Genomic DNA, 14,239 nt, shown 5'->3' with positions numbered 1-14,239 from the left:
GATTCTTAAAAATTAATATAAGCCTGCACCAATTGGGCAAAATTTGCGGTGAATAATTTAATTGAAATTGCCAACAGGATAATTCCGAAAACCTTCTGCAGGATTGCCAATGTAGCGTCACCTATTCTCCTCTCTAACCAGTTTGCAGATTTCAGCACCAAATATACGAAAATTGTGTTGAGTATAATCCCAAAAATAATATTAATATCGTGAAATTCAGCTTTTAGTGACAAAGTCGTTGTTAAAGTTCCTGCTCCTGCTACCAAAGGAAAAGCGATCGGAACAATGGAGGCTGATTTTGCTTCAGACGTTTTGTTGATCTCAATTCCCAAGATCATTTCCAGCGCAATAATAAAGATTACGAAAGCTCCGGCGATGGCAAATGAATTGACATCTACCCCGATGAATTTCAGGATCTTATTTCCTACAAACAGGAAAACCAGCATAATCAATCCTGCTGTAATGGTCGCTCTTTCTGCTTCGATTTTACCGAATCTCTGCTGAAGGCTTACAATAATAGGAATAGATCCTATAATGTCTATCACCGCAAAAAGAACCATAGAACAGGTTACGATTTCTTTAATAGAAAAATCATTGAAAATTTCCATGCCTTTAGAATTATTAATTTCGCAAAAATATGAAAATAAATTGATTATTTGCTAATTTGAGAATATAAATTCACAATGGACTGTAAAAGGATGTCCATGCCATCGGAGGATTTTACTGGAGCGTATTTTTCAATTTGTATCTTTTGGGTAAGATTTCTGTATTCCTCGGCTGTTGCAGAGCCTTTATATTTTTCAAGGAAATCTGCAAAATCATTTGCAGAACTTTGGAAATACTGGCTTCTTACTTCAGAATCCAGTTCATCGTAAGTTTGAAAGAATTTCTGATAATCTCCATTATCCTTAAGGTTTTCCAAATAGCTGAAATAATCGTTTACATCCGTTTTCAGTTGTTCACGGATTTCTCTTTCGGTTTCAGCGACGGATCCTACAGGCTGTGCAGGCACAATCTTTTTATTTGATTTGCGCTTTTTCTGCCAGCTTTTGAACAAAATATAAGCTATGAATAATCCTATTAAAATCGCTGTATTAACAAAAAGAACATTCCAATGGAACCTGTTTTTCTCTTTTACTTTGAAAGAAGTCGTTTTTAAAACAGGAGTATTGACCGTTTCCAAAAAAGTATTGGTGTATTCATTTACCTTCTCAACTGCCGTGCGGGACGCCATAATCTGGTCATGTGAAAAGGCATTTACATGAATTATTTCGTGGCCAAGATCTACATATTCTTTTTTAGAAGGATCGAAAAAGGCAAAGTTTTCCGTCTGGATAGAAATATCACCGGTTTTTTTAGGAATAACCAGATAATCAGCCAGAATTTCACCTTTCATCCCGGTTGTTTCCGTAGTGACTTTCGAGGTAATTTTGGGAGCAAAAACGTCATAATCAGGAGATTCAACGATTTTGGGAAGTTCCAGGCTTTTAAGATTTCCTTCGCCGCTTACTTTTACCAGGACATTGATTGGTTTTTTAACTTCAGCTTTTTCTTTTGATACATTGGAAATACTTACTTTAAAATTCCCGACTGCATTTTTGAAATATTCGGGAGAACCTTCCGGCAGTTTTTTAACGTTGATTTTAACTTTATTGGAAACAATTTTGTTTTTCCCGGCATAAGAACTCACCGAAGCCGAAGCTCCGGGCACTTCTACGTATCCCGCTTCATTTGGGAAAATCATGAATATGGCCAAAACCTGCGAAGACATATTTCCGTAATCTGAAGGATCGATTTCAGATTTCGTCATGCTTATCGGGTAAACATCCAGATTGTTATCTTTAGGAAGGTGTATGTTTTTCACTTTCCTTAAATTATCCATGTTCCTGGAATATACTTTAAGAACAGCAATGGTAGGCTCATCCTGGTAAACCTCGCGGTCATCCACTTCCATATTCAGGTAAACATCTTTTGAAGGATTAACGGCCACAGAAGCTTTTTTATCTGCTTCTTTGACAAGAATTTCGAAAGGTTCGGTTTTATAGATCTTATTGTTGATGGTTATCAGAAAAGAGCCGATCTTCACTTTCCCTTTCTGCTTGGGCTCAAGTGCCAGCCTGGTCACCGACTGGTAAATCACCATATTGGTTTCCGGATCCATAAGACCATTGGTCACGGAACCTGTTCCGATAAGATTAAATTTTGAAAAGTCAGGAGACCTCAGCTTGGTCTGCTGGTTATTGTAATCATTGCCTTCAATTTCAAGAAGGATGGTAAGGTTGATAATATCCGTAGTGCTGTATACCGTTTTATCAGAAGTCACTCTGAGATTGACCTGTCCGTAAGAAATTACGGATAATAATAGGAACAATATGTAGGTAAGTCTGCTCTGCATCACCAATCTTTCTCGTTGCTTTCAGGCATCGAATAAGAATTTTTATTTAAAATTCTTCTGGCGGTTTCTTTCTCCTTATCGCTTACTTTATTGAGTATCTGATTTTCAAGTTCTTTTGGGATTTTGCCTTCATTATCCGGCTTCTGGTCGGGATTATTCCCCTGGCCTTTGCCCTGATTCTGCTGCCCCTGGCCCTGATCTTTATTTTGATCTTTCGGACCATTCTGATTATCATTTTTCTGCTGGTCTTTGCCACCGCCACCTTTACCAGAGTTATTCTGCTGCTGTTTTTTCTGCTGGTTTTCTTTTTCTTTCAGTTTAGCAATTTCGTAATTTTTCCGTGTTGTTTCACTGTAAGGATTTTGTTTCAGAGATTGTTTATAAAACTCGGCTGCTTTTTCCGGCTGCTTCATCTGCATATATGCGTTTCCCAGATTATGAAGTGCCGCCGCTTTATCAGGAATAGTCTGAGAAAGTCTCTGTGCTTTTTCAAACTCTGCTTTTGCTTCTTCGTATTTTTTGCTCTTGTAGAGTGCATTACCGAGATTGTAATGAGCCGCAAAATCTTTATCATTGATTTTTATCGCCTCCAAATATTTCACGGATGCTCCATCATAATTTTTACCGTTAAATTTTTCATTCCCTTCATAGACCAATGTTCGGTAATTTTTCTGCCCAAAAACAAGTCCTGAGCATAGGAAAGCAGTAATAAACGACAAAAAAATGATTTTAGTATTCATCAGTTGCAAAATTATTTCTTTATATGTTAATAAACAGTGCCTTATTTGTTAAAGTTGGGTTAAAGTAAGAGTCTGCAACCTGCAATTGCCTCATTCTTTAAAGATTGAAATCTCTTTTGGGATTAAACAGATAGATGAGCAGGAAGAAAAAGATAGAAACGGCAAGAAAATATTGGTAATAATGATTGGCATTCTGCGATTTTACCATGGTCTCGGAAGATCCCGTTTTCTTTTTTAGGGCATCAACGATTCTCTCCGGAGCTTCGTTGATGTTATTACCGTCGATATACGATCCGCCTGTAGCCTCTGCCATCTTCTTCAGCGCTTCTGTCTGTCTTTTGGAGATGACCGTCTGTCCAGACATATCGGCTTTGTATCCCATAAGCTGGCCAAAAGCATATTCCGGAACCGGCGCTCCTTCATCAGAACCGATACCAACCGAAGTGATCATAATTCCTTCTTTTTTTGCGAGCCTGATAGCAGCGTCATCATTACCTTCATTGTCTTCACCATCACTTAACAGCACTACCTTCCTTGCATCTTTATTTACATTTTTAAACTTCTGAACTGCCATTTTCATTCCGTTCAGGAAATCCGTACCCTGGATCTGCATCGAATTGGTTTCTATACCGCTGATGTAGGTTTCCGCAGAAGTATAGTCCGTAGTGAGAGGCATGATGGAAGTCGCCTGCCCTGCGAATATTACAATTCCCACTTTATCACTCTTCATTTTCTGCATGGACTGAATAATCAGATTCTTCGCTTCCGTTAAACGGCTGGGATTAATATCTTCGGCATTCATCGAATTGGAGACATCCAGCATAAAAATAACATTATTGAGCTTCTGATTAGTTTTAATTTCTTCGGAACCCCTTAGAAGATCAATGATCGAAAAAATAAGGAATAAAGTTCCCAACAGATATAGCGCAGGGAAAAATTTTGTAAAACGGGATTGTTCTTCAAACAAATGCTCATGAAACTGACGGTCAGCAAAGATTTCTTTCTTTTTCTTTCTCCATTTTAAAAACCCAACGAGAAAAGCAGCTAACAGCGGCAAAAGCAACAGTAACAACAAATACCAATAATTCCCTAAATACCAATCCATTAACTTAAAATTTTATAAAAAACCCATCTTAATAAAGCATCTAAAAAGAGCATTCCCAAGGCAATCCAGAGAAAGACTTTAAAGTATTCCTGATAATTGAAAAGCTTGGCAACTTTTACATCAGACTTTTCAAGCTGGTTGATTTCGTCATATACTTCTTCAAGACTGCTGTTTGACGTCGCCCTGAAATACTTGCCACCCGTCATCTGGGCCACTTCTTTCAAAACAGGCTCATCAATTTTCACTTCAGTTTCCGTAAAAACGAGATCACCGAAAATATCGGTCTGCGTAGGCATGAGTGCATAACCGTTTGTCCCGATTCCTATGGCATATACTTTTATATTGTTATTCTTTGCCAATTCCGCGGCCAGCGCTGGAGGCATTGCATTTTCTATGGTATTTACCCCATCGGTCATTAAAATAACAATCTTACTTTTTGCCTTACTGTTCTTAAGGTGATTCACCGCTACCGAAAGACCTTCTCCAATAGCCGTTCCGGGCTGCAGTTCCAAAGGATTGAGGTTCTGCAATTCGTCGATAACCACCTGATGATCTGATGTGACAGGTACTTTCGTGAATGCTTCTCCCGAATACGTAACTAACCCGATTCTGTCATTCGGTCTTTTCTGAACGAATTTGATGGCAATATCTTTGAGAGCCGTCAAACGGTCCGGGCTGAGATCTTTGGCCAGCATACTTAACGAAACATCGACAGAAAGCATTATATCAATACCTTTGGTGTCGTCCCGATCCTGGGAAATCGTAAAGGTCCTGGGTCTTGCCATGGCAATAATTAACGCCGAAAGAATGATGTATTTTGAGATCTTCATTAAAAACATCACGGCCTGAATCCCACCGCTCTCCCCCATATTTTTAATAGTAGGAACTTTAATCCCTTTTCTTTTCCGACTGCTGATATCCCTAATAAGCAAGGGAATAAAGAGCAGAAAAAGCAATAAAAACCACGGACTGTAAAATTCAAAATCAAACATCTTTCCTCAAATTTTCAAATTCCAAATCTTTTGATGAACGCTTTACAAAATCTGTTATTTCTCTAAGATCTTTTTCCATAGTTTCTTTATCCGGAAAGGTTTTTGCAAATTTCACAAGATCACCTCTTAAAAACACATCTTCCACCACCCTTTCGTTCTCCTGGGAAATCGTGTTATTTTTCTTCATCAGGTCGATTAGATCATCCGTAAGCAATACATCTGCCGGCAAACGGTACTGTTTTGTGATAAAATTTCTAGATATGTCAATGAGCTCCACATAGAAAGAACGGTAATTTCCGGTTTCCACATATTTTTTCTTTTTAAGAGAATCAAGCTCTTTTAAGGTATGGTTGGTGGCCACTACAGGAGAATCTTTGGATTTCCTTCCATATTTAATGATCATTACGATGGCAATAATCAGGGCGATTACGGCAATAGCGGCGAGAATGTAAAACTTGTACAGCTGCCAGTAGTCGGTAACTTCAAGCTTTACGTCTTTATTATTCATGATATCGTTGATCTGATCGGTCTTCTGAGCAGTATTGATCACGTCGATCTCGTAAGGAATGGTTTTCAGGATTTTCCCTCCTACTTTGAATTCCAGTTCGGGAATGGTAAATTTTCCTTCTTCAAAAACGGCAAAATCGATCCGTCGGTAATAAACATCCTGTGTCTGCGAAATACTGTCTTTTACCTCTTCAAAATGAAAAGGCAACAACTCGTTTTCCGGAGCGGCAGAAACTTTTTCATTACCCAGGTTATTGATCGTAATGACGATATGGTCTACCTCGCCGAGCGCGATCGTTTTCTTTTCTACACTGGAAGAAAGAATCTGTGAAAAAGCGTTTGCACAGACAACAAAACAAAATATAAATAATAATTTTTTCAATGTAAATAATACGTTTTGGCTAAAGTTTAAATAAGCTCAAGCCTATTCCTAATATTGTTATTTTTTCTGAAAATAGTTGTACAGAAGCTTCGAATAATCGGAACCTGTATCCATGTTCAGAAAGCTTGCCGAACTGTTGGCAAAATCATTTTCCAAAGCTTTCAGTTTCTGTTTTTGCGCTTCTGCAAAATTGTATCTCCACCTTGCATTAGAGGTATTTGCCCAGATTTCCTTTCCCGTTTCTGCATCGTACAACAAGGTGTAGCCTACATCCGGAATTTCGTTATCTTTTGCATCGAAAATCCTCATTCCCAGCAGCTGATGCTTCTTCGATACTGCTTTCAGCATTTTAGAATCATATTCATCCTCAAAATCCGAAAACATGAATACCAATGACTTTCTTTTAAAAATCCCCATCATATATTCCATGGCCTTATCGATTTTTGCAATAGCCGGAACATAATCTGCAGTGAGTATCGTGCTTATGATTGAAAGAATATGTTTTCTTCCTTTTTGTGGAGGAATAACTTTATACACCTTATCTGCAAACAATATCAGCCCTACTTTATCATTATTCCCTGCCGCTGAAAATCCCAGGCTTGCTGCAATTTCGGCAACATATTCGCGCTTAAGCTGATTTTGGGTACCATAATCCATGGATGCTGAAATATCTACCAGCAACATCATGGTAAGTTCCCTCTCTTCCTCCATTACTTTGACGAATGGCTCGCGGAACCGGGCGGTTTTATTCCAGTCGATTCTTCGGATTTCGTCACCAAACTGGTATGGACGAACTTCAGAGAACGTCATTCCCTGGCCCTTAAAAGCACTGTGATATTGCCCCATTAAAGTAGCTTCCGTCTTCTTTCGGGTTCGGATCTCGATCTGCTTTACTTTTTTTACAATATCTTTTATCTGCATTTCTTGCGTTTGAGAGTATTAGTGTTTAGTGTTTTTTGAGTTTTAAAACTTCTATCATCTTAATTCACACTTCGATCTTATTTAAACTCAATCGAAACATTAACCCATTCGTCATCAAATTTCGGACTGTACTTTTTATAGAAACTGATGGCTGGCTCATTCCAGTTCAGCACCTGAAAAACCATTCCGCTGTAGTCCTTTGATTTCCCGTAATCCATTGTGGCGTCAAACAATTTCCTGCCGATCTGTTTTCCCCTCATCTTTTCCGTTACCACAAGATCTTCCAGATACAGCCTTCTCCCTTTCCATGTGGAATAACGGTCATAATACAGGGAAATACCAACAATTTCGCCATCCGTTTCGGCAACAAAAGCACCCCAAACCGGAAATTCCCCGAATCCGTCTTCGATAAATTGATTGAGGGGCAGCGTCACTTCATGCAGCGCTTTTTCGTACACTGCCAGCTCTTTAATAAGCTCCAGCATCGGCGCACAATCTTCACGAACCGCTTTCCTTATTCTTACTTCATCCATTACGGAGCCTGAATTTTCGCTAAAATCCTGTTAATAATTTCCTCTGATGAAATTTCTTCCGCTTCTGCCTCGAAAGTTAAACCAATTCTGTGTCTCAGGACATCTTTTGCCAAAGATTTTACATCCTCAGGAATGACAAATGCCCGTCCTTTCAGAAAAGCATGTGCTCTTGAAGCAATGGCCAGATTGATGGATGCTCTCGGAGAAGCCCCGAAACTGATGTAATTTTTGAGTTCGGAAAGCCCGTAATCTTCCGGGAAACGGGTGGCAAAAACCATATCCAGAATATACTTTTCTATTTTCTCATCAAGATAAATCTGGTTGATAAGTTCCTTGGCAGCAACGATATGTTCCAGGGAAATCACGGGTTTTACTTCAGGCTGATGAGATGTGGAAACCATTCTCATCACCGTCCTCTCATCTTCGAATTTAGGATAATCAATAGTACATTTCAACATGAAACGGTCGCTCTGTGCTTCCGGCAACAAATAAGTTCCTTCCTGATCAATAGGGTTCTGTGTAGCCAGCACCAGAAACGGTTTTGGTAATTTCATGGTTTCATCACCGATGGTCACCTGCTTTTCCTGCATCACCTCCAGCAAGGCCGACTGCACTTTTGCGGGCGCACGGTTGATCTCGTCCGCCAAAACAAAGTTGGCAAAAACAGGTCCTCTTTTGATCGAAAAGTCGTTGTCCTTCACATTATAGATCATCGTTCCCACGACATCCGCAGGTAAAAGATCCGGCGTAAACTGAATCCTGGAAAACTCTCCATGTACAGCATCCGCCAGGGTTTTAATCGCCAATGTTTTTGCGAGGCCGGGAACCCCTTCCAAAAGAACGTGCCCGTTTCCTAAAAGCCCTACCAAAAGGCGGTCTATCATATATTCCTGGCCAATGATCACTTTATTGATTTCTTCGCGGAGACGCGAAAAATAGAAGTTCGCTTCCTTTACCTGTTCCGTTAGCTGGCGAATATCTTCCGCTTGATATGTATCTGACATAGTCTAATTTAAAAATAATTGGTAAATTTCTAATAAATACTTGCATTAATCAACACAATAGATGCCATTTTTGAGTTAAAGTTTGTTAAATATTACGGCATCAATGCGAGATTCAAAATGAAATAAACTTTAAATTTATAACCTGACATCCTTGTGTTTTCATAAAAAAATATAAAATTTGGCTTAATCATCCGTTCAAAAATTGTCATTTCCAGTTTATTAAACTATTTTTGGTGATTAAAATTTTTGTAAAGTGAATTATCATTTTCAAGCCCACCGACAGGTACGCAGAAACCTTCTGGATATATTGCAGAACACTTCCCATGAAGATCTTTTACTGATTCCGGACGGCTTCAACAATAATGTATATTGGAATATCGCACACACCGTAGCTACCCAGCAGCTGCTGCATTATTATTTAAGCGGTAACCCTTTCAGAATCGATAAATACTGGATTGAGACTTATAAAAAAGGAACATTGCCCAACCTCAACGTACAAAAATCTGAAGTGGAAGACCTTGAATTTTTACTCACGGAAACTTCAAAGATTTTAATGAGGGATTATGACAGCGATTTCTTTTCAGATTACACCCCTTACACCACCAGTTTTGGGATGGACCTGAAAAGTATCCAGGATGCGATTATATTCAACAACATGCACGAAAGCCTTCATTATGGCTATATTCTGGCACAGAAAAGAGCAATTTTAGGAGAAAAAGGAAGATAGTTTAAGTGAATTTCGCTTCGCAAGTCAATGGTTAAATGTGAATTTTATTCCCAGCCATATTGACTTACCTGGTGAAATTGACCATTGACAATTCACTATTTAAAATATCAACATGACCGATTTAAGAGGAACAAAGTATAAGTCTTAAGCAACATTAAACCTTAAACTTTAAACTTTGAACCTTAAACATAAAACTTACTTAATGAAAGACGATTTTATTTTCGGGCTTCGTCCCGTAATTGAAGCTATTGAAGCGGGAAAAACGATTGACAAGATCTTTGTACAGAATGCATTGCAAGGACCTATTTATGCTGAGCTTAAGGCTGTTCTGGCTAAAAATAAAATCCGTCCCAACTATGTTCCGGTTGAAAAACTGAACCGTTTCACAAGAAAAAACCATCAGGGCGTTGTTGCCTTTATTTCGGACGTTCCGTTTCATAAAGTGGAAGATATTGTGCCTCAGCTTTTTGAGGAAGGAAAGACCCCTTTTTTACTCATCCTCGACCGATTGACGGACGTAAGAAATTTCGGAGCGATCTGCCGGACAGCAGAATGTGTAGGAGTAGACGCAGTGATCATCCCGGAAAAAGGGGCCGCACCTATCAATTCAGACGCCATAAAAACTTCTGCAGGAGCGCTGTACAATGTGAAAATTTGTAAAGCCCCTAATCTCGCGCATGTTGTAGACTATCTTCAGCAAAGCGGAATTACGATTTTTGCCGCCAGCGAAAAGGCTCAAAAATTAATCTATGAAGTAGATTTTAAAGAACCTTGCGCGATTGTGATGGGAAATGAAGAAACCGGAATCTCAAAAGAAGTACTGCACCACGCCGATGAAAAAATAAAGCTTCCTATCGAAGGAAAAACACAATCTCTTAATGTATCTGTAGCCTGCGGAGCGATTTTGTATGAAGCGGTAAGACAGAAAATGGCGGCAAATTCCGCGGCGCAGTAACCGATTAAAAGTAAAATTTAAAAAGAATTCAATGAAAAACATAGCAGCATTAGCGCTTATCTCAACAATAGCTTTAGTTTCATGTAATAAAAAAGAAACGGCAAAAATCACGAAGGTTGATCCTAAAACAGGTAAAACCATTACGGTAGAAGTGCCGGCTGATTCCGTTGCAAAGGTAGAAGAAAACCCTGCGATTAAGGACTCTGCAGGCGTTTACACACAGACTTTTAAGCTTGAAAAAGGAAAAACTTATCCTTTAACAACTTACCAGAGAGACACAAAAACAATGACGGACCCTACCGGAAAAACACTCAACGCAATCAGTGAATCAACGGATGAGATGTCTTTTACGGTAAATGATATTAAAGGAAATATTTATGATATTACCCTGAACCTGATCGCAAAAAGAAGCTCTCAGACAGCCCAGGGAAAAACAGTTGTTGTGGATACAAAATTGCCGATCCCGAAAGAAGACGAACTGAAAATGATCTGGAACATCAACAGGGCGCTTACCGGCAATAAGCTCAGCATGAAAATGGATACCAAGGGAAATGTCATTTCCATAACCGGTTTTGATGCTGTTTATAATAAAATGACTAATTCATTAGGGAGTATCATAAAAGATAAAAACGAGAAAGAAAGCGTTATTGCGAGCCTGAAAGAATCATTTAACGAAAAAGTCCTGAAGGATCAGTTTAATAAAAACCTTACCATCATGCCGAAAAAAGGAGTGAAAGTAGGGGAAAAATGGACGAACAGTGAAAATGCCGATGCGCAAGGGAAAATAAAAGTGACATCAAACTACGTGTTAAAAAGTGTTGGAAACGGCATCGCTGAAATTGGGGTGACAGGCGGAATTCCTAAAAAGGTCGAAAAACAGAATCAGGGAGAGGTAACCCACAGTTTAAGCAGTGAACTTACACAAAACGGAACGATCAAATTTGACCAGAATACCGGATGGATCAGCAATCAAAATATTTCCGTGAAAACAACACAGATCGAAACCATTTCAAACGGTAAAGAATCGCAGTCTATGAAAAGCGTTTCGAATTCTTCGGTGATGGTGAATCCGTCTGCGAAATAAAAGCTGAGAATTCAGGGCTGGGTTTAAAGTTTTCACAATAAGAACTCGCCCTGAACCATAAACATTAATTATTATGAAATATATTTTTGAGCTGGTATTAGCCTCCATCATTATTTTCTTTGTATGGAATATCCTTAAAAGAGTTTTCTTTAAAACTTTTTATAGCTATCGATTTAACAATAACAACCAGAATAATAAACCGCAGGATATACAAAACTCAAATAAAAATAATCAAAATATCAACTGGGACGCTGAAACCGTAGACTATGAAGAGGTAAAAGACAGTAATGATAAAGGTAATTCTGAAAATAAAAGATAATAACCATCGACATGGCCAAAAATAAAAACCTGATTTATATTGCAATTTCATTAGTTGTATTTATCGTTTTAGCATTCTTATATTCTACGCCTGTTTTTACAGGGAAACAGCTTTTTCAGCATGATATCGTACAGTATCGCGGAGGAGCCAAGGAGCTTCTCGATTACAGAGCCGATACCGGAAAAGAAACCTACTGGAGCGATTCCATGTTCGGGGGAATGCCAACTTATCAGATGGGAAGCCAGTTTAAAGGAGACATCATTAAGCAAATCGATTCCAAACTGAACTTTTTCCCGAGGCCGGTCAATTATATCTTCCTGCTTTTCGGAGGCTTTTTCCTTTTGGGAATGGTCGTCGTGAGAAACTGGAAGTATGCCCTGTTGGGAGCTACTTTTTTCGGCCTTTCGACGTATTTTTACATTGCTATTGCTGCCGGCCACAACGGGAAGATCAACACCATAGAATATTTCGCACCGCTTTTAGCGGGAATTTTACTCGTCTATATACGCAAACAATATATCTGGGGCTTTATTGTGACCACGCTCTTTATGGGACTCCAGATTGCGGCCAACCACCCGCAGATGACCTATTATCTGTTCATTGCGCTGGGCTTTCTATTTTTATCGGAATTAATCCGCACGATCCAGAAGAAAACGCCGGTTAAGCATTTCCTGATTTCTTCGGGAATTGTGGCCGCTTCATGCCTTATCGGTGTCGGAATGAACTCTCAGAGGATCCTGGCAAACTCCGAATACATTAAAGAAACCGTTCGGGGAAAACAGATCTTAACCAATGAAAGCCATACCGAAGGAAAATCGGGGATGGATAAAGAAAGCATGCTGTTGTGGAGCTACGGAAAACTGGAAACATTAAACCTTTTCATCCCGCGACTCATGGGCGGAGGAAGCCAGGAACCGGAAGGAAAGGAAATGATGGGTAAAGTTCAGGAGCTTGTTCAAGAAAATGTAGGTTCTCAGGCTGAAATGGACAGAATTTCCAAAGGCTTCGGAAATTTAACGTACTGGGGAGATCAGCCGGGAACTTCCGGGCCTGCTTACCAGGGTGCTATTGTCTGCTTTCTGGCAGTCTTAGGATTCTTCTTTGCCTGGAAAAAATACCGCTACTGGATTCTCGGCGCTTCTGTTCTGACTATTCTTCTGGCCTGGGGAAGCAATTTTATGCCACTTTCCGATTTCTTCATAGATTTTGTTCCTTTTTATAACAAATTCAGGGCACCGTCTTCCATTTTGGTCGTAGTGGAATTGCTGTTCCCGCTTATTGCCATCATCGGATTGTATAGATTTTTCACGGATAAAGAATTAACAACAGAATACAAACAGAAAATCCTATTATACGTTGGCGGCGGAACGCTAGGCTTTGTATTGATTTTATTGATTTTCGGAAAATCTTTATTGGGATTCCATACGGAAAACGAAAAAACCTATCTGCCTCCTTTCCTACTGGACTATCTGGTGGAAGAGCGATTCAAGCTGTTCAGAATTGATACCTTTAAAGCATTTATATATGTTGCCATTGCTGCTGCCGCTTTATTTATGGTTTTAAAACAGAAATTAAATCAGAATATCGCCCTGATCATGATCGGAATCGTAAGCTTATTTGATTTGTGGACAGTAAACAAGCGCTATCTTAATGATGATAATTATGTCGATAAAATTTTTGCAGAAAATCCTTTCCAGACAGAAAGTTCTGATCTGATGGCGGAAAAAGTTCAGGGGAACCCGAATCTTGAACCCATCCTGGCTAATGTAAACGTTAATAAAACATTGGAAACCATTGCCGAAAAAGATAAAACGCATTATAGAATTTTTAATAATATTTTAGGAACGTTCAGCGAGACCAATACTTCTTATTTTAAATCTTCCATCGGAGGATATCACGCGGTAAAACTGAGACGATATGACGACGTGATCAATGAATACTTCCAGATCATGGACTCGGTAAAAGTTCCGAATATGCTCAACCTCCTCAACGCAAAATATCTTGTAGTAGGCGGTCCTGAACAACCGCAGGCCATTCCGAATCCGAAAGCCAACGGAAATGCATGGTTTGTAAGCGACCTTCAATTCGTAAATTCCCCGAACCAGGAAATCAAATCAATAGGAATCATTGACAATAAGAAAACGGCCGTGATTGCATCTTCAGATAAGAAGTACTTCGAAGGGAAAACCGTTCAGCCGGATTCAACCGCACATATCAATTTAACAAAATATCAGCCGAACGAGCTGGAATTCAAATCTCAGTCGAAAACACCTCAGCTGGCGGTATTCTCTGAAATCTATTATCCCCACGGCTGGAAAATGTTCATTGATGAAAAGGAAGTTCCGTACATCAAAGCAGATTATTTACTTCGTGCCGTTCACGTTCCTGCCGGAAACCACGATATAAGAATGGTTTTTGAACCGGAAGTGATCGAAAAAGGAAAATGGATCTCACTTCTTTGTTTTGCGGTGTTTATTCTGCTGAGCGGTTTTGGAATATATACCATTTACCGCAAAAGGGGCAAAAGACAGGCTGAAACCGTTTAGCAAAAGTTCACATAAAAGCCGGATGATAG

General features: G+C 39.3%; 14 protein-coding genes. 5 read left to right on the top strand and 9 right to left on the bottom strand.

What is annotated here, in order from left to right; genetic code table 11:
- Positions 1–5: 5 nt before the first annotated feature.
- From AC0N32_RS09445 to AC0N32_RS09405, 9 genes are all read right to left on the bottom strand, one after another.
- Positions 6–608 (bottom strand): MarC family protein, encoded by a 603-nt coding sequence (locus AC0N32_RS09445; RefSeq protein ID WP_476393602.1) that lies wholly within the window; start codon positions 606–608, stop codon positions 6–8.
- A gap of 44 nt (positions 609–652) precedes the next feature.
- Entirely contained in the window at positions 653–2,395 is a 1,743-nt protein-coding gene (locus AC0N32_RS09440; RefSeq protein WP_476393601.1) for a BatD family protein, read from the bottom strand.
- The gene (locus AC0N32_RS09435; RefSeq protein WP_476393600.1) at positions 2,395–3,114 is read right to left on the bottom strand and encodes a tetratricopeptide repeat protein; all 720 of its coding nucleotides are present in this window, start codon (positions 3,112–3,114) and stop codon (positions 2,395–2,397) included. The genes AC0N32_RS09440 and AC0N32_RS09435 overlap by 1 nt, the downstream gene beginning before the upstream one ends.
- A gap of 118 nt (positions 3,115–3,232) precedes the next feature.
- Positions 3,233–4,240: a vWA domain-containing protein gene (locus tag AC0N32_RS09430; RefSeq protein ID WP_476393599.1), complete on the bottom strand. Its 1,008-nt coding sequence runs from the start codon at positions 4,238–4,240 to the stop codon at positions 3,233–3,235.
- Positions 4,240–5,232, bottom strand: a complete 993-nt coding sequence (locus AC0N32_RS09425) for a VWA domain-containing protein (RefSeq protein WP_476393598.1) — start codon at positions 5,230–5,232, stop codon at positions 4,240–4,242. The genes AC0N32_RS09430 and AC0N32_RS09425 overlap by 1 nt, the downstream gene beginning before the upstream one ends.
- Complete coding sequence (locus tag AC0N32_RS09420) at positions 5,225–6,121, bottom strand: BatD family protein (RefSeq protein WP_476393597.1); 897 nt, start codon at positions 6,119–6,121, stop codon at positions 5,225–5,227. The genes AC0N32_RS09425 and AC0N32_RS09420 overlap by 8 nt, the downstream gene beginning before the upstream one ends.
- A gap of 57 nt (positions 6,122–6,178) precedes the next feature.
- Positions 6,179–7,042: a DUF58 domain-containing protein gene (locus AC0N32_RS09415; protein ID WP_476393596.1), complete on the bottom strand. Its 864-nt coding sequence runs from the start codon at positions 7,040–7,042 to the stop codon at positions 6,179–6,181.
- A gap of 77 nt (positions 7,043–7,119) precedes the next feature.
- A complete protein-coding gene (locus AC0N32_RS09410) occupies positions 7,120–7,575 on the bottom strand; it encodes an N-acetyltransferase family protein (protein ID WP_476393595.1) in 456 nt (151 codons plus the stop codon).
- Positions 7,575–8,579 (bottom strand): AAA family ATPase, encoded by a 1,005-nt coding sequence (locus tag AC0N32_RS09405; protein WP_476393594.1) that lies wholly within the window; start codon positions 8,577–8,579, stop codon positions 7,575–7,577. Before AC0N32_RS09405 ends, AC0N32_RS09410 begins: the two co-directional genes overlap by 1 nt.
- 253 nt (positions 8,580–8,832) lie before the next feature.
- Here AC0N32_RS09405 and AC0N32_RS09400 point away from each other — a divergent pair, with 253 nt between their 5' ends.
- The 5 genes from AC0N32_RS09400 to AC0N32_RS09380 all read left to right on the top strand — a co-directional run bounded on the left by AC0N32_RS09400 (position 8,833) and on the right by AC0N32_RS09380 (position 14,210).
- Positions 8,833–9,306, top strand: coding sequence for a DinB family protein (locus AC0N32_RS09400; RefSeq protein ID WP_476393593.1), 474 nt, complete (start codon positions 8,833–8,835; stop codon positions 9,304–9,306).
- 202 nt (positions 9,307–9,508) lie between these two features.
- On the top strand, positions 9,509–10,261 hold the full coding sequence (rlmB, locus tag AC0N32_RS09395; protein ID WP_476393592.1) for a 23S rRNA (guanosine(2251)-2'-O)-methyltransferase RlmB: 753 nt from the start codon (positions 9,509–9,511) through the stop codon (positions 10,259–10,261).
- A 31-nt stretch (positions 10,262–10,292) separates the two neighbouring features.
- On the top strand, positions 10,293–11,345 hold the full coding sequence (locus tag AC0N32_RS09390) for a DUF6263 family protein (RefSeq protein WP_476393591.1): 1,053 nt from the start codon (positions 10,293–10,295) through the stop codon (positions 11,343–11,345).
- Positions 11,346–11,418: 73 nt separating this feature from the next.
- A complete protein-coding gene (locus tag AC0N32_RS09385) occupies positions 11,419–11,664 on the top strand; it encodes a hypothetical protein (RefSeq protein WP_476393590.1) in 246 nt (81 codons plus the stop codon).
- Between the two features lie 11 nt (positions 11,665–11,675).
- Positions 11,676–14,210 (top strand): YfhO family protein, encoded by a 2,535-nt coding sequence (locus tag AC0N32_RS09380; protein WP_476393589.1) that lies wholly within the window; start codon positions 11,676–11,678, stop codon positions 14,208–14,210.
- Positions 14,211–14,239 lie beyond the last annotated feature (29 nt).

It is taken from the genome of Chryseobacterium endophyticum (genome assembly GCF_056333165.1).
The sequence above is the reverse complement of the archived record's forward strand: the minus strand, read 5'-3'. Positions and strand labels throughout refer to the sequence as shown.

Coding starts and splice junctions, on each gene's coding strand:
- AC0N32_RS09445 (WP_476393602.1), bottom strand. CDS start 608: ATGGAAATTTTCAATGATTTTTCTATTAAAGAAATCGTAACCTGTTCT.
- AC0N32_RS09440 (WP_476393601.1), bottom strand. CDS start 2,395: ATGCAGAGCAGACTTACCTACATATTGTTCCTATTATTATCCGTAATT.
- AC0N32_RS09430 (WP_476393599.1), bottom strand. CDS start 4,240: ATGGATTGGTATTTAGGGAATTATTGGTATTTGTTGTTACTGTTGCTT.
- AC0N32_RS09425 (WP_476393598.1), bottom strand. CDS start 5,232: ATGTTTGATTTTGAATTTTACAGTCCGTGGTTTTTATTGCTTTTTCTG.
- AC0N32_RS09415 (WP_476393596.1), bottom strand. CDS start 7,042: ATGCAGATAAAAGATATTGTAAAAAAAGTAAAGCAGATCGAGATCCGA.
- AC0N32_RS09410 (WP_476393595.1), bottom strand. CDS start 7,575: ATGGATGAAGTAAGAATAAGGAAAGCGGTTCGTGAAGATTGTGCGCCG.
- AC0N32_RS09405 (WP_476393594.1), bottom strand. CDS start 8,579: ATGTCAGATACATATCAAGCGGAAGATATTCGCCAGCTAACGGAACAG.
- rlmB (WP_476393592.1), top strand. CDS start 9,509: ATGAAAGACGATTTTATTTTCGGGCTTCGTCCCGTAATTGAAGCTATT.
- AC0N32_RS09390 (WP_476393591.1), top strand. CDS start 10,293: ATGAAAAACATAGCAGCATTAGCGCTTATCTCAACAATAGCTTTAGTT.
- AC0N32_RS09385 (WP_476393590.1), top strand. CDS start 11,419: ATGAAATATATTTTTGAGCTGGTATTAGCCTCCATCATTATTTTCTTT.
- AC0N32_RS09380 (WP_476393589.1), top strand. CDS start 11,676: ATGGCCAAAAATAAAAACCTGATTTATATTGCAATTTCATTAGTTGTA.